Source organism: Methanobrevibacter sp. V74 (assembly GCF_963082495.1).
Taxonomy (GTDB): Archaea; Methanobacteriota; Methanobacteria; order Methanobacteriales; family Methanobacteriaceae; genus Methanocatella.
The window spans coordinates 427,643-452,439 of the sequence record NZ_CAUJAN010000002.1 but is presented as its reverse complement, the minus strand read 5'-3'; the positions used below and the strand labels follow the sequence as shown (position 1 = coordinate 452,439).

Annotated in this window: 20 protein-coding genes; 9 read left to right on the top strand and 11 right to left on the bottom strand. The window is 33.9% G+C overall.

Annotated features, from left to right (window positions below; all coding sequences use genetic code 11):
* Window positions 1–120 precede the first annotated feature (120 nt).
* Window positions 121–471: a hypothetical protein gene (locus Q9969_RS04795; RefSeq protein ID WP_305554984.1), complete on the top strand. Its 351-nt coding sequence runs from the start codon at window positions 121–123 to the stop codon at window positions 469–471.
* A 43-nt stretch (window positions 472–514) separates the two neighbouring features.
* On the opposite strand, the gene Q9969_RS04790 is transcribed toward Q9969_RS04795, so the two are convergent.
* Window positions 515–1,528, bottom strand: a complete 1,014-nt coding sequence (locus tag Q9969_RS04790; protein WP_305514078.1) for a TRC40/GET3/ArsA family transport-energizing ATPase — start codon at window positions 1,526–1,528, stop codon at window positions 515–517.
* A gap of 523 nt (window positions 1,529–2,051) precedes the next feature.
* Here Q9969_RS04790 and Q9969_RS04785 point away from each other — a divergent pair.
* Both Q9969_RS04785 and leuS read left to right on the top strand, forming a co-directional pair.
* A complete protein-coding gene (locus Q9969_RS04785; RefSeq protein WP_342765946.1) occupies window positions 2,052–2,840 on the top strand; it encodes an NAD+ synthase in 789 nt (262 codons plus the stop codon).
* 10 nt (window positions 2,841–2,850) lie between these two features.
* Window positions 2,851–5,706: a leucine--tRNA ligase gene (gene leuS, locus Q9969_RS04780; protein WP_305514074.1), complete on the top strand. Its 2,856-nt coding sequence runs from the start codon at window positions 2,851–2,853 to the stop codon at window positions 5,704–5,706.
* A gap of 117 nt (window positions 5,707–5,823) precedes the next feature.
* Here the strand turns inward: leuS and Q9969_RS04775 are convergent, their stop codons facing one another.
* Both Q9969_RS04775 and Q9969_RS04770 read right to left on the bottom strand, forming a co-directional pair.
* On the bottom strand, window positions 5,824–6,555 hold the full coding sequence (locus tag Q9969_RS04775) for a tRNA (adenine-N1)-methyltransferase (RefSeq protein ID WP_305514073.1): 732 nt from the start codon (window positions 6,553–6,555) through the stop codon (window positions 5,824–5,826).
* Window positions 6,555–7,511, bottom strand: a complete 957-nt coding sequence (locus tag Q9969_RS04770; protein WP_305514071.1) for a zinc metalloprotease HtpX — start codon at window positions 7,509–7,511, stop codon at window positions 6,555–6,557. Before Q9969_RS04770 ends, Q9969_RS04775 begins: the two co-directional genes overlap by 1 nt.
* Before the next feature lie 145 nt (window positions 7,512–7,656).
* On the opposite strand from Q9969_RS04770, the gene Q9969_RS04765 reads away from it, so the two are divergent.
* Window positions 7,657–8,604 carry a replication factor C small subunit gene (locus Q9969_RS04765; RefSeq protein ID WP_305554981.1) on the top strand — a complete coding sequence of 316 codons (948 nt, stop codon included), beginning with the start codon at window positions 7,657–7,659 and terminating at the stop codon, window positions 8,602–8,604.
* Between the two features lie 9 nt (window positions 8,605–8,613).
* Complete coding sequence (locus Q9969_RS04760; protein ID WP_305554978.1) at window positions 8,614–10,071, top strand: replication factor C large subunit; 1,458 nt, start codon at window positions 8,614–8,616, stop codon at window positions 10,069–10,071.
* On the opposite strand, the gene Q9969_RS04755 is transcribed toward Q9969_RS04760, so the two are convergent.
* Together Q9969_RS04755 and Q9969_RS04750 are read right to left on the bottom strand one after the other, a co-directional pair.
* Window positions 10,054–10,752, bottom strand: a complete 699-nt coding sequence (locus Q9969_RS04755) for an ATPase (RefSeq protein WP_305554975.1) — start codon at window positions 10,750–10,752, stop codon at window positions 10,054–10,056. The two genes, Q9969_RS04760 and Q9969_RS04755, sit on opposite strands and share 18 nt — an antisense overlap.
* Before the next feature lie 4 nt (window positions 10,753–10,756).
* A complete protein-coding gene (locus Q9969_RS04750; RefSeq protein ID WP_305514064.1) occupies window positions 10,757–11,608 on the bottom strand; it encodes a shikimate dehydrogenase in 852 nt (283 codons plus the stop codon).
* 388 nt (window positions 11,609–11,996) lie between these two features.
* On the opposite strand from Q9969_RS04750, the gene hisS reads away from it, so the two are divergent.
* Genes hisS through Q9969_RS04730 form a run of 4 tightly spaced genes read left to right on the top strand, consistent with a single transcriptional unit; the run spans window position 11,997 to window position 16,298 of the window.
* Window positions 11,997–13,292: a histidine--tRNA ligase gene (gene hisS, locus Q9969_RS04745; RefSeq protein ID WP_305554972.1), complete on the top strand. Its 1,296-nt coding sequence runs from the start codon at window positions 11,997–11,999 to the stop codon at window positions 13,290–13,292.
* A 1-nt stretch (window position 13,293) separates the two neighbouring features.
* The gene (hisI, locus tag Q9969_RS04740; RefSeq protein WP_305514061.1) at window positions 13,294–13,701 is read left to right on the top strand and encodes a phosphoribosyl-AMP cyclohydrolase; all 408 of its coding nucleotides are present in this window, start codon (window positions 13,294–13,296) and stop codon (window positions 13,699–13,701) included.
* 1 nt (window position 13,702) lies between these two features.
* Window positions 13,703–15,547 carry a PINc/VapC family ATPase gene (locus tag Q9969_RS04735; protein ID WP_305554969.1) on the top strand — a complete coding sequence of 615 codons (1,845 nt, stop codon included), beginning with the start codon at window positions 13,703–13,705 and terminating at the stop codon, window positions 15,545–15,547.
* A 1-nt stretch (window position 15,548) separates the two neighbouring features.
* Window positions 15,549–16,298, top strand: coding sequence for a sugar phosphate isomerase/epimerase (locus Q9969_RS04730; RefSeq protein WP_305514057.1), 750 nt, complete (start codon window positions 15,549–15,551; stop codon window positions 16,296–16,298).
* Here the strand turns inward: Q9969_RS04730 and Q9969_RS04725 are convergent.
* The 6 genes from Q9969_RS04725 to Q9969_RS04700 form a co-directional block, all read right to left on the bottom strand.
* On the bottom strand, window positions 16,295–18,613 hold the full coding sequence (locus Q9969_RS04725; protein WP_305514365.1) for a DEAD/DEAH box helicase: 2,319 nt from the start codon (window positions 18,611–18,613) through the stop codon (window positions 16,295–16,297). The two genes, Q9969_RS04730 and Q9969_RS04725, sit on opposite strands and share 4 nt — an antisense overlap.
* Before the next feature lie 259 nt (window positions 18,614–18,872).
* Window positions 18,873–20,381, bottom strand: a complete 1,509-nt coding sequence (locus Q9969_RS04720) for a Mur ligase family protein (RefSeq protein ID WP_305514055.1) — start codon at window positions 20,379–20,381, stop codon at window positions 18,873–18,875.
* Window positions 20,374–21,759: a Mur ligase family protein gene (locus Q9969_RS04715; protein WP_305554966.1), complete on the bottom strand. Its 1,386-nt coding sequence runs from the start codon at window positions 21,757–21,759 to the stop codon at window positions 20,374–20,376. Before Q9969_RS04715 ends, Q9969_RS04720 begins: the two co-directional genes overlap by 8 nt.
* Before the next feature lie 88 nt (window positions 21,760–21,847).
* The gene (locus Q9969_RS04710; RefSeq protein ID WP_305514051.1) at window positions 21,848–23,035 is read right to left on the bottom strand and encodes an aconitase X catalytic domain-containing protein; all 1,188 of its coding nucleotides are present in this window, start codon (window positions 23,033–23,035) and stop codon (window positions 21,848–21,850) included.
* 1 nt (window position 23,036) lies between these two features.
* Window positions 23,037–24,371, bottom strand: coding sequence for a DHH family phosphoesterase (locus tag Q9969_RS04705; protein ID WP_305554963.1), 1,335 nt, complete (start codon window positions 24,369–24,371; stop codon window positions 23,037–23,039).
* The gene (locus Q9969_RS04700) at window positions 24,361–24,759 is read right to left on the bottom strand and encodes a 30S ribosomal protein S15 (protein ID WP_305554960.1); all 399 of its coding nucleotides are present in this window, start codon (window positions 24,757–24,759) and stop codon (window positions 24,361–24,363) included. Before Q9969_RS04700 ends, Q9969_RS04705 begins: the two co-directional genes overlap by 11 nt.
* Window positions 24,760–24,797 lie beyond the last annotated feature (38 nt).

Genomic DNA, 24,797 nt, shown 5'->3' with positions numbered 1-24,797 from the left:
CAATCCCTTTATTTATAAAGTTAGTGTTGATAATAGTTTGAATATTAATAACTATTACGATACTTGCAAAATTTTGTAAATGGATATTAAAAAAGAAATGAAACAATAGGATAAAATAAAATGGATTTGAAACCTGAAACATTGATTACCGGACTTTTCATAGTATTTGTAATATTAATATTTGGACAGGGAGTCATTGGTGATGAAAAGATATTCACATGGTTATTTCTGATAATTGCAGCAATATTGATAATCTATACAATTATTCAGCTTATAAAAACTCCTAACCGTGAATTAATTGAGAATTTCAAAAAAAATCATATAATCACACAAATACTGATTGTGATAACCATAGTCGCAGTAATATGTGATTTAATTCTCAATCCTATGAAATGGACTTTCTCATCAATACCTATTTTATTATTAATACTTGCAATATTTTGTGAATGGTTTTTTAAAAAAGAAGATTGAATTAAAGTTAAAATAATTTAATTATTTTAACTTATTTTTATTTTTACAATTGAATAGGTTCTTGAACTACTTCATCATTGTCCTGATCATCGTATAGAATATGAGCAAGATTTAGTAATTTCTCCTGACCTTTAACTTCATCTTTAAATAATGGAATTTCAGCAATGTATTGGTCTGGGAATTTTTGGTCAATTAGAGCTAATCTTTTTTGTTGTAATTTATGTCTAGAGTGACAGAAATCACAGTCACAAATATCAGGCATTACTTGATTTACAATAACGCTATCAACAGTGATATCATGTTTGTTAAGCGCTTCCAAAGCTCTTTCAGACTCATAAATTGACATTTCTTCTGGAATTACAACCATTTTGAATGTTGTCCTATCAGGGTCAGATAATATTCCTTTTGCTTTGTCAATTTGTTCTTTAGTTCTTTTTAAATCTTCAGAAGTTTGAGGATCATCTACTGCATCCATGAATGGCATGATTTTTTTAAGTGAATTAGTTGCAGTGCCCAATTTTGCTTTAAGTAACATCATTTTTCCTACCCATGAGTCCATAACTTCAGGGAAGGACAATAATCTTAATGTATGTCCTGTTGGTGCCGTATCAAATACAACAACATCATATTCATCTGAATTCATTACACTCATAAACATTTCAAATGCAGCGGCTTCATCTGCACCTGGAGATGAAGACACCATATCTAATTGATCAGTTAAGAAATCCATACCTAACAAACCGCCAGCATCATCAGGATTTGCTTGCTTTTGAGCATCTAATTGTGCTTGCTTTTGAGCCATTGCCACGTCAGGGTCAATTTCAACAGCAAACAAATTGGTTTTGATTTCACGTGGATAATTTCCAATTGGAACTTCAAGGGAATCGGATAATGAATGGGCAGGGTCTGTTGATACAATCAATGTTTTTTTGCCTTGTTCTGCTAACCATAATGCAGTAGCAGATGATACTGAAGTTTTTCCAACTCCTCCTTTTCCACCTACGAAAATAAAAGTTGTTTTATCTTTATTGAATTTGAAATAATCTTTAAAAGCCAATTAAATTACCTCCTTAAATAAACTTACTTTTGGTATGTACACGGATTTTCGTGTACTTACCACTCTTTTTTCATGAAATTTTTTTCATAAAATTGTTCCGCTTATGAGTATGAAAAGCATATGATTTAAATTAATCTAACTTTTGGTAACTATATTTATTTTCATAAGGTAACATATACTTTTCGGTCAAAAATCCGAATAGATACGAAATTATGACTCTTTCAAAAACTTTGTTAATTTGAAATTTTTTGATGAAAATTAGTTTTGAATTTATAATTCTGTTTAAAAATCATTCCTAGAAACTTAAGGTTTTTCCTGATGAAATTTTTTAATTATTATCATTATTAATACGCGTGTTATATCACGTTTAGATGGAATTTGAATTTTCAATCTCTTTCAAAAACTAGTGAAAATTCAAATCACACAAGTTTTTGAAAGAAGCACAGCCCATTATATACTAACCATTATTAATTAAAAAGTACATATTATTTAGTGTATAAATGATTGGAAGGTGGGTGATAATATTAGTAAAATTCCAGAATTAAATGTAGAACAAACAAAAACCGACATTATCAAATTCATTAAAGGCAAAGTCGATGAATCTAAAACTGATGGAATAGTAATAGGTTTAAGTGGTGGAATTGATTCAACACTTGTTGCATACCTTGCTTGTGAAGCATTAGGAAAAGATAAAGTATTTGGAATTTTAATGCCATCTACAACAACCCCAACAGAAGATAAGCTTCATGGTGTAGAAATAACACAAATTTTAGGTATAGAACATGAAGAAATAGATATTGATAGCATTTTAAATGAATATCTATCCATGACACAGCTTGAAGAAAATAAACTAGCAATCGGAAACCTTAAGGCTAGAATCAGAATGTCAATCATTTATTATTATGCAAATGCTAAAAATTATCTTGTAAGTGGAACAGGCAATAAAAGCGAAATTCTTATTGGTTACTTTACAAAACATGGAGATGGTGCATGTGACATTGAGCCAATTGGAGAGCTATATAAAAGCGATGTCTACAAATTAAGTGAATATCTGGATGTTCCACAAGACATTATTAATAAGCCTCCACGTGCAGGATTGTTGAATAATCAAACTGATGAAGAGGAAATTGGAATGAGTTATGAGTTACTTGATCAAATTCTTCATTTATACACCGAAAAATTTGTTATAAATACCAAAATAGCTCAATATTTAGATATTCCGGTTGATGACGTTGATATGATAATTGATAAAGTTATAAGGAACCAGCACAAAAGCAAAGTTCCTGAAAGCCCTAAAAAAACAATAAATTAATGGTGATTTAGTGAGTGAAAATATAGAAAAGAAATGGCAGAAAAAATGGGCCGATGCAAAACTATTTGAATCAAACCCAGATGAAAGAAAAAAGTTATTCTTAACTGTTGCTTTCCCATACCCAAGTGGAGCAATGCATATTGGACACGGCCGTACATATACTGTACCTGATGTTTATGCCAGATTTAAAAGAATGGAAGATTATAATGTATTATTCCCAATGGCATGGCATGTGACTGGTGCACCAGTTATCGGAATTGCAGACAGGATTAAAAGAAAAGACCCTTGGACACTCGATTTATACGAAAGAGTACATGGTGTGCCAAAAGATACCTTGCCCCAATTAGAAGACCCAGAATTCATTGTAAAATACTTCTCTACAGAATATCATGAAGTAATGGAAGAAATGGGATATTCAATTGATTGGAGAAGAGAATTTAGAACAATTGATCCAACATATAGAAAATTCATAGAATGGCAAATCACCACATTGCATGAAAAAGGATTGGTTGCAAAAGGAGAACACCCTGTCAAATACTGTCCAAATTGTGATAACCCTGTAGGAGACCACGATTTGCTTGAAGGAGAAGGAGTAGGTGTTAATGAATTAACCCTTTTAAAATTCCAAATTGACGATAGAGTTCTTGTAACAGCAACTTTAAGACCTGAAACAATCGTTGGAGCAACAAATATCTGGTTAAATCCTGATGTTGAATATGTTTTAGTAAATGCTGAAGGAGAAAATTGGATAATTACAAAAGAAGCTCACTATAACCTATCTAATCAAATTAAAGATTTAGACATCGTGTCTGAAATTAACCCTAATGACTTAATTGGTAAAATGGCAACTAACCCATTTACTGGAGATGAAATACCTATTTTCCCAGCTAGTTTTGTCAGTGCATCTTACGGAAGCGGAGTGGTATTTTCAGAACCTGCCGATGCACCTGCAGACTACATTGCACTTCAAGATTTAAAAAACAATGATGAATTAATCTCCAAATATAAGTTATCAGGAATTATTGAAAATGTGGAACCAATTCCAGTCTGTACCCTTAAAGGATATGGTGAGATTCCAGCAGCAGACATTATTGAACGCTTGGAAATTACAGACCAAAACGATGAAAAATTGCATGAAGCTACTAATGAATTATACAAAGCACAGCACAGCAAAGGTAAAATCATTGATTCCATACCTGATTTTGGCGACATGAAAGTCCGTTTTGCTCGTGAAGAGTTAAAAGAAAAATTAATCAATGAGAATATGGCTACAATCATGTATGATTTTGCTGAAAGACCCGTTGTTTGCAGATGCGGCAATAATTGTGTGGTTAAAATCATGGATGACCAATGGTTCATGAAATATGGTAGCGAAGAATGGAGTGAAAAAACCTTAGAAGTTCTTGAAGGCGAAACCATTATTCCAAAAGAAATTAAAAACAATTTCGAATATTACATTAACTGGTTAGATGACTGGGCATGTTCTAGAAAAGTAGGGCTTGGAACAAGACTTCCTTGGGACAATCAATGGTTAATTGAACCACTAACTGACTCTACAATTTATATGTCTTACTATTCAATAGCCAAATATTTAAAAGACATGAATCCTGATGATTTAAACTTGGCATTCTTTGACAAAGTCCTTTTAAATAAGGATTCAGGCGAAATTACCGTGCCTGATGAAAAAATCAAAGAAATTCAAGATGAGTTTAACTATTGGTATCCTCTTGATTGGAGATTGTCTGCAAAAGACCTTGTAGGAAACCATTTAAGCTTTTTAATGTTCCACCACAGTGCAATTTATCCTAAAGACAAATGGCCAAGAGGAACCGTTGTATTTGGAATGGGACTTTTAGAAGGAAATAAAATGTCTTCATCAAAGGGCAATGTTATTTTACTTAAAGATGCCATTGGCGATTACACAGCTGATGTTGTAAGATTATTCCTGATGGCTTCTGCTGAACCATGGCAAGACTTCGATTGGAGAGAAAAAGAAGTGCTCGGAACTAAAAGAAGACTGGAATGGTTTAGAGAATTTTCAGCAAGAGTTGAAGAAATTAAAGGTTCCCCTTTAGATTTAAGCAACATTGAAAAGGTTGAATTGACACGTACAATTGATTTATGGATGTTAAACCAGCTCAATCAACATATTAAAAATGCAACTGAAGCTCTAGAAGTTTTCCAAACAAGACAAGCACTTCAGGATTCCCTATTCCTACTCAAAAAAGATGTTGATCATTACCTCTATCGTGTAAAACATTTGCTTGACTCACAAGATCCGGCTATAACCTATGTTTTATCCACAGTTTTGGAAGCTTGGATTAGGCTTTTGGCACCATTTACCCCTCATACTTCTGAAGAGCTATGGGCAAAATATGGTGGAAAGGGATTTGTAAGCGAATCCAACTGGCCTAAAGCTGATGAATCCCTAATAAATCCTGTAATTGAAAAATCAGAACAGCTAGTGGAAAATATCATCAAAGATATTGCACACATCAAACAAATGGTTGGAGATGGGGTTGAAAATATCCACATTTATCTTGCTCCTGATTGGAAATGGGATTTATACAAAATAGCCGATGAAGTTGGAAAACCAGATATTGGTCAAATAATGGGCAGAGCCGTTGGCGCTGATATCTATGATGACAAAAAAGAAATAGCTATGGTAGCTAAAAAAATCGGTAAAGAAATTACAAAAACCAGATACATTGGCAAAATTAACGAAGATGAAATTTTAACCGATGCTCTTGACTACATCAAAGAAGAATGTGGAAATGAAGTAACAATCCACAGAGATGATTCATACGATCCGCAAAATAAGGCTAAAAATGCAATGCCTTACAAGCCAGCTATTTTTATGGAATAATTAACTTATTCCAATTATTTTATTTTTATATCCATCGCATCATATGCATTAAAGTCATCGCTAAAATTAAAAAAAAATAGTAAAAATGATTATAGCTAAAATCAATTAAAGTATAATCTATAATTTTCTTGCAAATACAATGTACCCGCTATGACCAACCATGCGGGTCTTTGGCCTTACACCTTGAGGTCTAACTTCCAAACCACGCTCTAATGTTTCAATAATGTCAATATCATAGAAACCTAATTTTTTAGCAACACGATATGCGGTTTCGGCTTGATCGATATAAGGTGCATAAACCGCCAGCCATCCTCCGACATTTAAAGACTCCATTACATCCTCAAATATTTCAAACGGTTTTGGAAGGTCTAAAAAGATCAAATCTATATTGTCTTCGTCAATTCCATCTTTAATGTTTTGATTTTTAACATGAATGTTGGCAATTCCAAATTTCTCAATATTCTTGCCTGCAACTTCAGCAAAATCCTCTCTGATTTCATAAGTAAATACTTCCCCATCCGGCCCTACAACATTGCCAAAGTTAAGTGCAATGGCTCCTGCACCGGTTCCTGCATCGACAACACGTGCCCCAGCACCTAAACCAGTATGGGCGAGGACCTGACCAATATCTTTTTTAATAAGAATTGAACATCTCCTATCCATCAAATCTATAAAATCATTAATAGTTGGTTTTACAATCTTAAATGTGTGGTCCAAATGACTTTTAACTTCATCACCAATTTCGGCTTTATCCAATACATCGGCTTTGACGATTCCCAAATCGCTTTGAAATTCCTCCCCATGTTTTAAAATATGCTTTTTACCACGTTCATCTAAAATCATCTTCATTATTCTAACTCCGCTAACCTTTTAACCCGTTTAAGTGAATCCGGATGTGTAGAGAACAGTTCCATGACTCCATTAGTTTTTGAAATTTTAATATCTGAGTTTGCAAGTCTCCTTAACTCTTCATCAGATACTGTTCCATCATTATCAAAGTCAATTTGTTGGAAATCAGTAATATCATGTTGTGCATTATTTACATCAGTTACAAAGAAAGCACGATTAGTATTTACTTCAGCTATGGTGTCCTTATCACATCCTGCCGCGCCATAGGATAATTTATATAATGCTGATACCAATGCTGCCGGTCTGTTTCCAAACTCAACGCTTGCTTCATCAGCATAGTATTCACGAGTTCTGGAGATGAACAATACTAGCAATTGGCCAATTAAATAGAAAACATAACCTAAAACTCCAATAATAACTCCTCCATTGTTATTGTTATCTCCTGAAAACAAAAAGGAAAGTGCAATATAATAGCAAATCATTGGAATAACACTTACTGCTGCAGTTATTGCCATGTCATTATGTTTGATATGGCCCATTTCATGGCCAAGTACGGCTTTTAGCTCATCACGGTCAAGCAATCCTAAAATTGGACGTGTGATTGCAATATGGCCGCTTCTACTTGTTCTACCATAAGCAAATGCATTAGGGATGTTGATTTCTGATAACCCAATTTCGGGTTTTGGAATGCCTGCTGCATCAGCTAACTCCTGAACCATTTGGTGAATATGAGGTGCTTCAGCTTCAGATAATGGTCTCACATTCATAGAACGTTTAACAAGAGATGGTCCAAACCAATACTGTAAAAATACAATTATTAAGCTCGCACCCATATATAATTTCCAACTACTTATTCCCAAATACCAACCTACAAGAGATATTAGAATATATACAATTGTAAACATGAATACTGAGGTCAATAACATTCTTAATTTAAGTTTCCATGTACCTTTCATTTTTAACACCATATTGAGATTGAAAAATACTTTTCAAATACTCACTTTAATTATATATTAATTAGATTTTATATAATAAAAAAGTTAAGCAAAAAATAATTTAACTACATAATACATAAATGTTACTATAGTAAAAGGTGATTAAATGAGCGGACCATGGGTAGAAAAATATAGACCACAAAAATTACAAGACATAGTAGGACAAAAACAAATCGTAGCAAGACTTGAAAAATATGTAGGTGAAGAAAGTATGCCCAACCTAATGTTTACAGGTCCTGCAGGCGTTGGTAAAACAACCACCGCTTTAGCCTTAGTCAAATCAATTCTTGGAGAATACTGGAGGCAAAACTTTTTGGAATTAAATGCATCTGATGCAAGAGGAATCGAAACAGTCAGAAACCATATTAAAAATTTCTGTAGATTGAAACCTGTTGGTGCTCCATTCAGAATAATCTTTCTAGACGAAGTCGACAACATGACTAAAGATGCGCAACACGCACTTAGACGTGAAATGGAAATGTATACAAAAACCGCCTCATTTATACTATCATGTAACTACTCATCAAAAATCATAGATCCAATTCAATCAAGATGTGCAATATTCAGATTCGCTCCAATTAAAGGAGAAGAAATCAAGAAACGTTTAAAATTCATTTGCGAAAGTGAAGGATTTAAAGCAGATGATAAAGGACTTGAATCCATTGTTTACTTTGCTGAAGGAGATATGAGGAAAGCCGTTAACGTTTTGCAAGCTGCAGCATCTGATGAAGGGATTATAGATGAAGATGCAGTTTATGAAGTTGTATCCAAAGCAAAACCACAAGATATTGGAAATATGATTAATAAAGCATTAATGGGCGACTTTATGAGTGCCCGCAATATACTAAGAGAGACCATGGTTTTACAGGGAACCAGTGGCGAGGATATGGTTACTCAAATTTATCAAGACGTTTCCAAAAGAGTTGTTGAGGGCAAAATGGATGCCAGTATTTACATGGATTTAATTGAAGCAATAGCCGAGTGTGACTTTAGAATAAGAGAAGGAGCAAATCCAAGAATACAACTTGAAGCGTTATTAACTCAATTCTTATAAGGTATAGAAATGTTATGGACGGACAAATACCGGCCACAAGAATTAGGCCAAGTGGTTGGTAATAAAAAAGAGATTAAAATAATCACTGATTGGGTTAGCAGTTGGAAAAATAACGACCCTCAAATACCCTTGCTTTTAGTTGGACCACCAGGCATTGGAAAAACAACACTATCCCAGATTATTGCAAAAGAATTTTCAGAATATATTGAGTTAAATGCTAGTGACAAACGTTCACAAGACGTTATTAAAAACACGATCGGCGAATCATCAGCAGCAAGATCATTATTCGGCGACGATTATAAATTAATTATTCTTGATGAGGTGGATGGAATTCATGGAAGTAATGACCGTGGAGGAGTAAGAGCCATTGGTGAGATAATTAAAACTTCACACCATCCGATGATTTTAATAGCTAATGATTTTTATTCTAAACGTTTGCAATCCATTAAACCTAAATGTCAAGTTATTAAAATGAAAAAGGCCAGATGGAATTCTATATCTGCACTTTTAAGAAAAATAGCTATAGCAGAAGGGGTTGATGTTGAACCTGGTGCATTAAAAGAAATAGCCACCAAATCACAAGGAGATGTAAGGTCAGCCATTAATACATTACAAGCGCTTTCAGATAAAGACAATACTCTGAAATCAAGTGACATTGACAATATAATTACAAAAGATACACGTTCAGATATATTCAATGCAATAACCGGTGTTTTAAAAAGTAAAACTCCCGCTCATGTAAAAGAAGCAATGTGGATTGAAGAAGACCCTACACTAGTAATGGAATATATTGCTGAAAATATCCCAAGAGAATACCAGAAAAAAGATGAAATTAAAAAAGCATACGATTATATCTCAAAAGCTGATGTTTTCTTTGGAAGAACACTTGCAAGCAGGAACTACGGTTATTGGAAATATGCAAGCGATTTTATGGGAATTGGCGTAAGTAACTCCAAACATGAAACCTATAAAAAATTCACAAAAATCCAAACCCCAACTATCTTTGGATTAATGGGACGCAACCGTGGGAAAAGAAACTTAAGAGATGGAATTGCTGAGAAAATGTCAGTTAAACTCCATGTGTCACATTCCATTGCCATTTCAATGTTTCCCTATCTTGAAATAATGTTTAAAAATAATGAGCTTGCCTGGGAAATCAGCGACTTTTTAGAACTTGATGATGCGGAAATCAAGAGATTTAGATCAAGAAAGATACCTAAAAAGACTGTTGAGAAAATGGAGAAAAGAAAAGCTCAAATGCGTGTTGAAGAACGTGACAGGCATGCAGAAGAGCTTAAAAATCAAATGATAGATGCTGTTGAAGAAACTCCTGAAGATACATTGCCATTTGAAATTTCAGACAGCACTACAGCAGAAGATACTGTTCGCGAAGTTGAAGAAGAAAAAGCTGAAGAGAAGAAAGACAAAAAGAAAACCGATAAGCAAGTTTCACTTTTCAGCTTTTAATTTTTTATTTTTTAAATCTACAAACTCGGCAGCGGTTAATACATTTTCCCTATACTGCGGAGCAACATCCTGTAAAAATTCACTGAATGAAATAGCTAATTCATCCTTATTTTCACAATCCAATAATTCTTGATTATCCATTTCTAAAAAGGAATTTATCCAATCTATTGAAACATTAATTAATGGATAAATTTCATTATCCCCTTTAGTTAAATTCAAACCTTCACCTTTAAAAATGCCCTCGAAAATATTGTTAACCTCATCATCCAAAATCAAAGGATTGACTTTTAAATCATGAACCCCGCCATATACCAGTTTAACGCCATATTTTCTGGTGTACGGTTCTAGCAATAGCTCAACCATGAAATTATCTTTAGGCATTAAAATTACAGATTCGGGCTTTATTTCATCAGACAGCACTTTTGACGATTTATAACATATTTTTTGGAATAGTTTATTTCTAACCACATCAATTTCAGGGTATTTTTTTTTAAATGTTTTTTCACGTGTTCTTGAGAACTTTGAAAATCTCAAATTATTGATGTAGATTTTCTGAGGAGTATAAGATATGAAACGAGTATCTACCCCTATCATCTTTAAATATTTTAGTACATCTTTTTTAGATGATGAAAATTCCTCTTCATCACTTGTCAAACCTGAAATATCAAACATCAAATCCATATTATCATTCTAAATTAATTTTTTTTCTTAAAGCTTCCTCCATCACGTCAACTGGAGCATCACATCCTGTCCAAATTTTGAAACTTTCCGCTCCCTGATAAAGCAACATTTTAATTCCACATACCGGTTTTGCACCGGCCCTAATAGCTTCTTTAATCAATACCGTTTCATTTGGATTATAAACCGCATCAAATACAACCAAATCCTCATGCATATCCTCTGCAGTGACAATCGGATTATCCCCAACATGAGGATGCATCCCAATTGGAGTTGTGTCTATTAAGATATCTGCATGTTTTATATAATAATTAATTCGATTTATTGAATCTGCACAAACATTATCCGTCAATTTTGAATTTAAAACATCCCTAGCTAACCTTTGAGCGTATTCAACATTTCTATTTACTATGGTTAACTTGCTAGCCCCATATTTTGCAATGTAAAATGATATGGCTCTTGAAGCGCCTCCTGCACCTGCAACAACAACATTTTTATCTTTAATTGATGTTACTTCTCCAATTGCTTTAATAGCTCCAATTCCATCAGTATTATATCCCTTCATCTCTTCAAAATCAATTGTATTAACCGCGCCGATTAAACTAGCTATTTCATCAATTTCCTCCAAATACCTGACAACATCGATTTTATGAGGAATTGTAACATTTAATCCTTTAATATTTAATGACCTTGCTCCCACAATAGCTGATTTCAAATCATTAGGATTGACATCAAATGCAACATATGCATAATCCATATTCAAATCACTAAAAGCAGCATTGTGCATAGGTGGAGAGAAACTATGTTCCACAGGATGACCTATCAAACCTACAATATTTGTACTACCTTTAATATTCATATAATTATAGTTTAGATTGAAAATATAAATAATTTCTCAAAAATTATATTAAAAACAAAGAATAGCTCCTAAAGGTTCAATTAGCCCATTCTTCACCTAACCATATATGTTGATAATGAAAAGCGGCAAAGAAAATATTTTTGAGATAAAAATAACTATTAATTCAAAATATTTAAGCTTACCCATCATGGACATAAGAGCTATTTCCTAGATAACCCTATACTTACACATTGTTTAAAGCTTTTTAAATCAATATGATAAATTTACAGATGCAAATCACCACGTGAAAAGTTTTTCACCCATCCAGAAAAATAAATCCAAACAAAGATTATATAACTTTGTATACACAAACTTTAATTATAATTTATTATTCACAAGGAGAGCGAACATGGAATTTACAAGACCAAGAGGTACAAGAGATTTTTTATTTGATGAAATGAGACAAAGAAAACAAGCTGAAAGTACCTTAAGAACAATATTCGAAAATTATGGTTATCAAGAAATTAAAACACCATTATTTGAAGAATTAAAGTTATTTACCACCAAATCTGGAGAAGAAATTGTAGACCAGTTATATAATTTTAAAGACAAATCCGACAGGGAACTGACATTAAGACCAGAAATTACAGCTCCTGTTGCAAGATTATACCTTAATGAACTTGAAAAAGCTTCCACCAAACCTATAAAACTTTATTACTATGGAAGTTGTTTTAGATACGAAAGACCGCAAAAAGGAAGATTCAGACAATTCTGGCAATTTGGTTGTGAATTAATCGGTGCTAAAACACCACAAGGCGAAGCTGAAGTTATTGCATTATGTTCGGATGCAATCAAATCCCTTAGAATCACCACCGCTGATGTTAACATTAACCACCTTGGAATCATTAGAGGATTATTTAAACACTTTGAAATTTCAACTGAAACCCAAAGGGAAATCATGGTCATTATTGATAAAGGAGACAAGGATCTCCTAATTGCATCTTTAAGTGGAGACAAAAGAGTCATTGATAATGATGAATTAAATCAAATATTGTTAAAACTCATTGACCTTGTTGGGGACAGATACATTATTGACTATGTTGAAGAGTTAATAGCGCCATATGAAGAGTCACAAGATGCATTGAATGAGTTAAAAGAATTAATTGACCTTTTAGAAGCTTTCCAAGTTGAAAATTATACTTTGAACCTGGGGGTTGCAAGAGGACTTGATTACTATACCGGAATTGTATTTGAGATTTATGTTCCAGAACTTGGTGCACAAAAGCAAATCTGTGGCGGAGGATCATACAGCCTTGTAAAGGTCTTTGGAGGTCAGGAAGTAGAATCAACCGGTTTTGCACTTGGTTTTGATAGGCTGATGAATGCCATTGAAGAGTTGGCTGAAGTTGAAGAACTTCCTTCACACTTGGATGTTTTCGTTGCCCCCATTGCCAAAGACGTTAGCGTTAAAGCGTTTGAAATCACACAACTCCTGAGGAAAAATGGCCTCAAAACAGATGTTGATTTGAATGCCAAGAAATTTAAGAAGTTAATGAATTATGCAGATAAAATTAAAGTTCCGAAAATAATTATTGTTGGTGCAAATGACCTTTCAAAAGGCAAGGTAACCGTTAAGGATATGGTTACTGGCCAACAGGAATTGGTCGATATTGAAAATATTGTAACTTACTTGAAAGAGGATTAAAATGAATATAAACTTCAGACATGAAATTAATGGCGTTAAAGTCATTACTGCAATTGCACAGGATGTCAAAACCAATCAGATATTGATGGTTGCCAATATGAATAAAGAAGCTTTAGCAAAAACCATTGAAACCGGCCGTGCACACTACTGGAGTGGCTCAAGGAATCAATTGTGGATTAAAGGAGAAAGATCTGGACACTTCCAAAAGGTACATGAAATCCTTGTTGACTGCGATATGGACGCAGTTGTTTTAAAGATAACACAAACCGGTGCAGCATGCCATGAAGGTTATAGATCCTGCTTTTTTAGAAAATTAAATACAGAAAATACAATCAATACCGATGACATGCAGGAAGAGGATGTTGAAATAATTTTAGAAAGACTTGTTAACCCAGAAGACGTGTATTAAAATGAAATGCATAATACCAGACACCAGTGCGGTCATTATAGGTGCAATAAGTAAAATAATAGAAGAAAATGACTTAGATTATCCTGAAATTATTGTACCTGAAGCAGTAGTTTGTGAACTTGAACATCAGGCAAATAACAATAGATCTGAAGGCAGAAAAGGATTGGCAGAACTTCAGAAATTGCAATCCTTGCAGGATGAAGGGGAAATAGCCATTAGCTTTAAAGGAAAAAGGCCAAGCAATTACGATATTAGATATGCTAAAAGTGGTGAAATTGATAGCATTATCCGGGATATTGCAAGAAGTGAAATGGGAACACTTGTCACTAACGACAAAGTACAGGCTGAAGTTGCAAAATCTCAAGGAATTCCAGTTTATTTCTATGAACAAAAATACATTGAAAGACCGCTTTCAATTGAAAAATACTTTGATGAAAATACAATGTCCATTCACCTGAAGGAAAATGTAGTTCCAATGGCTAAAAAGGGAACCCCCGGACATGTTGACTTTGAAATACTTAATGAAAAACGCTACAGTTACAGGGAACTTAAAGAAATTGCTGATGAAATTCTGGATAAAGCAAAAATGGATCCTAAAACCTATCTTGAAAGTGATAAAGAAGGTTCCTATGTTGTCCAGTCACGTGAATATAGAATTTCAATAGCTTATCCTTCCTTTTCTGAAGCATTGGAAATTACAATTGTAAGGCCTGTAGCAAATATTGATTTAAATGAATATCATCTATCCGATAAACTTTTAGAGAGAATTAGAACAAATGCTGAGGGAATACTTATTTCAGGTTCTCCCGGAGCAGGCAAATCAACATTTGTACAGGCCATTGGTAAATATTACTCATCAAAATTAAATAAAGTTGTAAAAACAATGGAATCACCAAGAGATTTGCAATTACCTGATGAAATAACCCAATATGCTCCTCTAGAAGGAAATATGGAAAATACTGCTGATGTATTATTACTTGTAAGGCCAGATTATACTATTTATGACGAGCTGAGGAAAAATAGTGATTTTAACATTTTTGCAGATATGAGGCTTGCAGGTGTTGGAATGATTGGAGTTGTACATGCAACTCGCCCAATAGACGCGATACAGCGAATAGCTTCAAGAGTTGAGCTTGGCGTAATCCCATCAATTGTAGATACAAGCATTTATATTGAAGATGGGGAGATTAGGAGTGTTTATGAAACCAAAATGACCGTTAAAGTTCCAACAGGTATGAAAGAAGCTGATCTTGCAAGACCGGTTATTGAAGTGAGAGATTTTGAAACAGGCAAGCTTAAAAATGAAATTTATACCTATGGTGAGCAAACCATTGTTATGGACATGGATTTAGTAAATGGCAGTTCCCCGGAAGAGAATCACAAATCCTCTGTTGATAAAATAGCAGAACAGGAAATCTTAAGAAAAGTTAAAAAACTCATACCTAAAAGAGCCAAAGTAGATGTTGAAGTAATATCTCCCGAAAGGGCGAACATTTACATTCCAGAAGAGTTCATTCCAAAAATCATTGGCAAAAGTGGTAAAAGGATTGCCGAAATCGAAGAAAATATTGGAATAAGTTTAGGAGTTGAAGTTATTGAATCCAAACCAATCAATAAAGCTCCATTCGAAGTGGACATTATCCATACCAAAAAACAATTAATTTTAGAACTTGGACGAGATAATGGAAGAAAAAATTTTGATATCCAAGTTAACGGAGAGTACCTATTAACTGCAACCACATCTAAAAAGGGAGAAATTAAAATTAAAAGAGGAATAGAATTGTCTGATTTCATCATCAATGCAATTGAAATGGGATTGGAAATTACAGCTATTCAAAAGGGATAATATGAAAATCGGAGCGTCAACATTAGCAGGAATAAAATATAGTTTAGAAGATACTTTGGAATTTATCGAAAATCTAGGACTCGATTATGCTGAATTAGTTCATCAATTCCCAGAAGAAACAATAGATAGGGAAGTGCTTGAAAGTTTTAATCTTAAATATACAATTCATGCACCATTTATGGATGTTAATATTGCTAGCTTGCAAAATCAAAGTAGATTAAATTCGGTCAGACAAATCAAAGACTCTATAGATTTGGCAAATAGAATTAATGCAGAAGCGGTTGTTGTCCACCCTGGAGTTACATCATATTTACCAAATAAATACTTTAAAAATAAAGTGGACAGTTATGCTAAAGAGTCAATGGTTGAACTTGGAGCATATGGTGAGGATTTAGGAATTTTAACAACATTTGAGAACATGCCGGCATTTGAAAGTATGCTTTTTGAAAATGTTAATGAATTGGCCGATTTTCTTGAAAGCAATGACCTGTATATGACATTAGACATTGGTCATGCAGTCCATGCAGGACATTCCCCAGACGAGATGATTTTTGATTCGATTAAACACATACATATCCATGATAATTTTGGTGATGATGACTCTCACCTTGCATTAGGTGAAGGCTCAATTGATTTAAATCATATTGTCAGTGCATTGGAGGATAAAAATTATAATGGCATCTACATCATTGAAGTAAATGATTACGATTCCATTGAAAATAGTTATGAATATATGAAAGAGAACTTCTAGAGAAGTTTCTTTTCTTTAATTTCATTTTCAAAATAGAGATATTTTGAATCAATGACTTTTCTAATATCCCTAGCTGTTTTTTTACCTATACCTTCCACTTCCTGCAGGTCACTTTCAGAAGCATTCATAATATTTGATACAGTTCCAAAATGTTTTAATAAGTTTTTAGCATTAACCGGACCAATATTAGGCAGGGATTCAATAATAAACAATTGTTGCTCCATTAAACTAACTGGTTTTCTATCTGTCCTAATTTGAATTGGAGTTCTCTCCCCATTTTGTTCACGAACAGCTATTCTTTTTATCATGGCTGCAGTATCCTGAGAGTTTCTTGTAGGAATAATGCTAATTCCAAAATCAATTGCAATTGATGCCATTGATCCCCTAATAGCATTTGGATTGATCATACCATTATACAAATCATCACCTTCAAGGATTAATATTGGATGTTTAAACTCTTCAGCCAATTCTTTAGCTTGTTTAAACAATCTTTTATCAATAATTGAGTCGACAAAATCCTTTGCAGTTTTTCTCTCAATAGCTACCTCATCACTTACCTGATAATCAGCAACAGACATAGAACGAACCTTAACATTAAGTTCCATTTCAGTCAAATGCCTAATCACTTTGGAATTCCCTTCACGAGAATCAGCATAAACAACGGGAAAATCATTTTCTTTTTTAGGCCTGTCAATTACCTTTATACTAGTTTGGTTTTCCATTCTCTCAATTGCTGATGCATTTAATTCCTCCAATACCTCAGGATCAATTAATTGGTTTTTCATGTTGTCTTCTTTTCTAATGCTTGACCAATAATAAGCTTCATCACGAGTTCCTTCTGTAATCAAGATTTTTACACGACCGGTTCTTTTACGGCCGGTTCTGCCACGACGTTGTATCATACGCACTTCAGAAGGTACTGGTTCATACAGCACTACTAAATCAACGGCAGGAATATCAATACCCTCTTCAGCTACACTTGTTGAAAGCAATACATCATATTCCCCCATTCTAAATGATTTAATAATTGCTTTTTGTTGTTTTTGAGTAAGACCTTTTTCACCGTCCTTTGATGCTTGACCAAAGAATTTAACCGATTTAATCCCTTCTTTTTCAAGTTTCTGATGTATCATCTCAAGTGTATCGCGGTACTGTGTAAATACAATAATTTTAGAAGCGTGTTCATCATTTTTATCTTCAAAACGAGAGGTTTTGAGTTTAGTTTGGCCATCATCACCTAATTCCTGTTTAAGGATTTTAGTTATTTCACGTAGTTTTGGATGTTCCCAACCATGTTTTTCAGCTTCCCTTGCAAGTTTGACAGCATGTGAAAAGTTATCATCCCACATTAAAGATTTAGCCGCTTTTGTTTTTTTCTTACGCAAACGGTCAACATATTTATTAAATGTTTGAATTCCCTGAGTTTCTATTAGTTCCTGAGCATGCTGAACATTGATTACAGCACTTAAAATAGATATTGCCCTAAATAATTCCTTATCAGGATTTGTTGAGCGAGCTATTTCACTTTGAACTTTCCCTCTTGTCTTTAAGATATCAACTTTACCAACAGAAACCGTTTTAATAATGCCCATATTTTTTAGAGCCTTGAGTCTTACTTTTAATGATTTATCAACATTTTCTTTAATTTTTAATAGCTCAGAGCTCATCTTAATTTTAACCCAATCAATATCCACTGGATTAAAGTAAGGTTTTACATCAGGGTCATCTTCAGTTTTAACAACAATATTCTGAATATACAGATTTTCACATACCTCTTTGATTTTGTATTTATCCGAACCTGGAGAAGCAGTCAATCCCAAAATGAGGTTAAATTTAGATTCTTGAATATATCTTGATGCCAAGTATACGTAAGAATAAGATCCAATTCCATGATGGCATTCATCAAATACAATTAATGAAACATTACTTAAATCATACCTGCCGTTTAATAAATCTGATTCAACGGTTTGTGGAGTTGCACAGATGATTCTTGACTCTTCCCATTTTTTAACACGCTCATCTGTTGTAACAGCTCCGGTTATTGAGCTACATGGAAGAGCTATGAAATCTTTAAAACTTTCCTCATGCTGAATTGCCAAAGGTTTTGAAGGGGCTAGAACTAGTACTTTTGAATTTTTGACCTTGTTTAGTCTGTCAGCGGCGACCAAAATAGCCACAATTGTTTTACCTAATGCTGTAGGTGCAACAACCATAGTATTTCCTTTTTTTAATACATCCCCTGCCAAAATTTGTTGATACAGACGTGATTCAATTGCATCTTTTCTCAATAATGGATGATTAATATAACTAGCCATAATAAAACCTAAACCCTTTTCTATTAACATATTGTTTTAAGTATTATTAATATATTAACAGAGAGCATTTGAACAGTATTGATGCTTACTAAAAATTGCTGGTAAAGTAGAATTAACAGACCCAATTGATTTGAAACAAAAATTAATATATGCAAATGAATTAGATAATATATCAAACAGCCGATAACTCCACTTTTGAAGTGTTCACCATTCCAGAAAAGCTGCAATAGTGATCAGATTTCCTCCTAAAACTTGTGAATCATAATTCAAAAACAATAGATTTGAATTTGGTGGCAGCCTCACCAATAGCTATTACCATTTCACAATCCAAATTCAATGCTTTTCTTAAACCATCCTTAACCTCCTGTTTGGAAGCTCCCAATGTTCCTGTTTTTTCAAACTCATCAACATGATTTAAAAAGATTCTGTCATTTAATTTTGGATTATCCTTTAATTTTTCAAGCGCAATTTTTTGTGAAGCTACAGAAGCCGGAACAATGAATTTTGAGAATTTTAAAACACTATTGAATATATCCAAATCTCCAGCATAACCTGACTCAGAAGATACGGTAATGACAGTGGTAAAGTCACCGAATAACTTTTTAAATTCTTTTAAAACTGTTTCTACCCCTGCAGGATTATGTGCATAGTCAACGAAAATATCTTTTCCTTTAACTTTACCGACCTCTTCCATTCTTCCACTTACACCATTGAAACCAGCAATACTCGGTAATATTTTATCATATGGAAGATTTAAAAATTCATGGGCAGCAATTATGACTCCAGTTAAGTTATAAACATTATGAAGACCGTCAACACCCATTTTAACTGTTAACTTTTCAGTTGGAGTATGCAAATCGAATGTCCTGTTAGTTAAATCAACATTGGTCGCAATGTAGTCCACCTGAGGAGTTGTTATGCCACATTGACAGAAGTAATATCCACAACCGGAAATGATTTCCTTAACAGCGATCTCCCGTCCGCAAACGCATTCCTTCATACCAATTGAATCTGGAAGTTCATCAACTCCAAAGGTTATAATCTCCCCTTTAAAATCAAGTTTTTTCAAAAGGCCGACAATGGTTGGATCCTGACCATTGACAATTAACTTGCCAATTCCAAGCTCCTTAATGAATTCCCCTTTAACGTTAGCATAATCCATGAAGCTTCCAAGGTCATTTAAATGGTCTGGAGTAATGTTTGTAATAATGCCTCCAGACATTTGAGTATTATTAACTATTCTTCCAACAGTTCCAGGAACCCCAAATGTTCCAACTTCAATAATAGCCACATCTCCATTTAATCTTGACTGTAGAATTGGGATATATTCTGCATTACCCTGCATCCCTTCAAGATCATGTTCACATGGCTTTATCCCATTATCATAAGCAATTTTTTTAAGCAGTGATGTTGAGGTTGTTTTCCCATTAGTTCCGGTAACTCCGAATACTGGCTTTTCAGGTTGTATCATCTCAATGACATCAGTTAATTCCAAAATTGGTTTTTCACAATTTTTAATTATTTCAGAATCCTTTGATAAGCTTGCAGGAGGAATAATGACATCTGCCTTTTTAAAAAATGATTCAGGAGCTTTACCATAAAAGACTTCAATATCATAACCTTCCAGGGATTTTGCAAACAGGCAATCCTTTTTGAATGATAAATCAGTTCCTATAACATCATATCCTCTTTGTTTTAGGATTCTTGCAATCAGATTACCGTTTGCACCGCAAACACCTATTATTCCGAAGGTTTTATTTTTATTCATATTTTTTACTTCCCATTTCAAGTCCTTTCATGATTTTATCAACAGTAGTTAGTCTATCATATGCTATAAGTGGTCCCATATGCAGAATAATATCTCCAGATTCGGAATATTTTAATGTTTCCTGAGCAGCAACTTGAATATCGTCAACAGCTATCTTTTTAATATTAGGATTTGTTATTGCATCTAAAATCTCATGAGCCGCTTGTATTTCAACCTTCTGAGTTACTTCATTAAATCCACTAGCTATTACAACCTTAATGTTATAATTACTTATTAATTGACCAACTTCCGCCTTGTCCCTTACAGATAATGTATCAAAATGATCCAAGAACAACACTACATTTTCATCTTCAAAGTAATCAAGAGTGATTTTCATCCCATCATATAAAAATGCGGAATCCAAAATTACTTTTCTCCCATTGTAGATGCCAACATCTTCCATATGTGCCGGCAGACCTTTAAACACAGTTAAAGCATCAATTATGTCTTCTTTTTTAATGCCATATGTTAGTGCTACAGCACTTGCTCCGACAGAATTTTCAAAAAAGTAGCTCATCATGTGGAATGGCGTAGTAAAAGAACCATCTTTATAATGCACAGTTAAGGATTCATCCCCAACACTACCTTTAAAATCAACATCTTCATCCAATGCATAATATAATGCATCCTTTCTTTGAGGACTAATGATATCAAAACATGAGTTGTTTGCTATAAATGTTTCGCTCATGGACTCCAAAACTAATTTGCGTTGCCTGTATAATTCAAGTGAACCTCCAAACTCGGACAAGTGATCCTCAGCGATATTTGTTAAAAGACCTATCTTAATATCCAAAGAATTTAAAAGACCGATGGTTCCATGAGGAAGTTCAAAAATTGCAACATCACATTCCTGAGCTTTACCTTTGACAATGCCATCAACAATGGCTTCTGAAACTAAATTATTAACAAGTGATGAGCAAGCCCATACTTTATATCCCGCTTGTTTAAATAGGCTTGTTGTGATAAATGTAGTGGTGGTTTTACCCATTGTTCCTGTTATTCCAACAATGTCTGCTGGAATTAAATCATTGACAATTCTAGAGAATTTTTCATTGGTTAAAACTTTTAAATCTGAACTCTTAATTTTTTGAGCTATTGGAGCAGAATCCGGCAAAGTGGGAGGCATATAAACAGCTTCAAAACCTTCAATGGACGGGCCTTTATTGGCCATGTCTAACTTAACACCTTCTTTTTCCATTTCAAGTAAGCTTCTTTGAAATTCAATTTTAAATTCTGAAATATCCTTTAAATCAGTTACTGTAACATCATAGCCTAAAAAATTAAGTAATCTTGCAACAGGCCGACTAGCATTTCCAGCGCCAACAACTAAATAATTCATAAATAGTATCCTCACAATTTCTAGTTATAATGTATAGATTTCATTAAATTTAAAGTTTAAATTTTTAAAAAAATAGAATTGGGAAAACCTATTCGAATTGAATAAGGTTTTCTACATCATTATAAACAACATCAAGTCCGCACATTGATGGAACATAGTTTGCTGCTTTTGCCGAATTTACACCGATTACTTCAAAGCCCATTTCTTCGATAGGAGCTACAACCATACAAGTGTCACATACAACATTTCCACCTGCATCTTCAATTATTTTAGTGTAACCCATCCTATCAGCAGTTGCTTTTACACTAACCGAGGTGCAAATCCACAATTTATTTTTAATGGTTTTGCCTTGGACAATAGTTGCTACTTGTTTAATTTCTTCAAGTGATGCATGAGGACAACCAAGACAAATTAAATCAGGCTGGCGATCAGTTGTTGTTAATTTCTGACGAGTTTCAGCAATTTCCTTATCAGAAATAAACATTATATCCTCAACATCTTCTTCGCCTGCAAGATTATATTCCGGAGTCACATCATCCACATGATAAAGTGCAACTGAACCTGAAGATGCAAGTGCTGCACCTAAAGTTTTTAAGTCATTGTTGTTTGGAGTGTTTTGTAGTTTAAAATAAGGAACACCCCCTCCGACAAATTTACCAATAACATATCCCAATGCACCAAAATCAGCGCCACTTAATTCAGCGGACACATTAACAACCAAGTTTGCTTTCCGATTTTGTTCCAAATGGAATCCGTAAAGTGGAGTTTTACCCACAATAGCTGCTGCAAGAGCCGCTGGACCACCTTCACGATTAGTACGAGCTCCAATAACTGAATTTACATATGCAACAGCTGAAGATTCGGACCATGAAACATGGTCTCTGAATCTTGGAACATTGCCAACCAAATATGGAGTACAAGTACAAGTTTTAGAAATTCCCAATTCAGCATAAGCATCTACAATTTCATTTTGTTTAACTGCAAAGTACTCTGGAAAACCTAATTCTTTCCAATTATCTAAATCAGTTCCAGGAGGATTTAAAGAAGCATTTATAACTGCTTTTCCAGATCCATCACTAGCCAAATCCTGCAAATACTCTAAACCTGCATCTCCGATTGTTTTATAAGAAACGCCTGATACTTGAGCAGAAGTAATGTCAACTAACTTAGAAGCACCATAAATATCCCCCAATGCAACAAGAATATCCATACTTTTTCTAATAGTTTCTCCATACTCCCCATCACACATTTCTTGCTCTTTTTTTGTTAAAAACATATTAATCATTACTTAATTGATATTCAACCATCTCATCAACTAAGTGTAGGAAATTATCTTTAGCCTCATATGGTATCATGGCACCAGCCGCAATATCATGTCCTCCGCCAGTTCCATTGAAATTAGCAGAAGAATCTCTTAATGCCTGACCTAAATCAACACCCCTTGCAACCATGTCACGAGTTGTTCTGCCGGATATTTTAATATCATTATGAAGGTGTGACAATCCTATAACTGGTTTTGAATTATCCAATAGTTGAACAGAAAGACCAATACTTGCAATAGTACCCATTACAGATTTTAATACTTTATCTTCCGAGTACAAGTATTGAATAGATTCCAATTGTTGAGCCCCTTCACGTTTAACCCATTCAAGGCCTTTAACAACTTGATCACGATATTGACATTGGAGTTTTAAAGCTGCATCAAGAGCTTGTTCACGTTCCCCAAGTGCAATACTTAAACCAAGACCTTGTTTTTTATTCTTGCCACATGCATCAAGAATATAAGAGTATTCTTCTAAATCCTTAAGCATTGGTGTTTCTTTTGGAAGAGTGTAACAATCTCCAAAAATTTCAGGATTAACACTGATTAAAGCTTCTTTCAATAAATCTTTTTCCTCATCTTCCAAGTCTGTGAATTTGATACCATAAGACAAATTCATTTTTTCTAAAAATTCCTGAGAACCTTCCAAATCACCACTTATTCCTGGAAGAGGTGGTGAGAAGGTGTAAGCTAAAGATTTATAAATAGGTTCTGTTGCTTTTGATACGATTTTCAAACCTTCATGAATTTCGACATTTCCACTTGCAATAGCATCATCCAGTATTAATCTGTTAATACCTGTAAAACCGTTTTGACCTTGCATATCACCAAATGCTCCAACAAGAGCAAAATATGCCAAGTGTTTTTTGTCCAAATCACGAACCACAAGATAAGCAGAACCCGCACCACACAAATCTCTACTGCCATCAATTTCAAATAAATGAGGGTTGATGTGGACAACATTACTGTCAGATTCAGTATCATCCACTTGATGGTGGTCAGCAACTATAACATCATGTTTATAAGTGTTGAATTCCTTAATAAATGAACTTCCCATGTCAGAGAAAATAAATAAATCATATTTTTCACTTCTAAGTTGATTTACAATATCCTCTTTTAAACGTGAAACAAGAGTAGTGTGGAATTGAACATCCTCCTCCTTTAAAGCATTAGCTATAATTGCCGCAGCTGATATGCCATCAGCATCGTTGTGAGAAATTAATCTAACAACACTATCATTGTCAATATGCTCCTTAAGCATATTGGTTGCTTCACTAGATTTATTTAACAAGGAGTGCTGCTTCTTTTGGATTATATCTCCAACCTTCTGGTAAAGCACCTTCATTTACATAATAAGATGCTAATTTTCTAATCCTAGCTTCAATAATGGTCAATCCTCTTTTAGAATGTAAATCTTTAGGATTTTCTTCCAAGTGGTCTCTGATGTTAACCGCCCTTCTGATTAAGTTTAATAAATCTTCCGGGTATTCGCCAGCTTGACCATTTCTTTTTAAAATTTGAGTGATTCTCTCACCAGTTACATCACTAACTGATGGAATTCCATATTGATCTCTTAAGATAATACCTATTTCAGAAGTGCTTTTACCTTCTCTGTTAAACTTTAAAATCATTTCTTCAATTTCTTCATCACTATAAGTTACCCATTCTGGTCTTGACATAATATAACCTCTATATATTCTTTTAGATAAGCCCAATA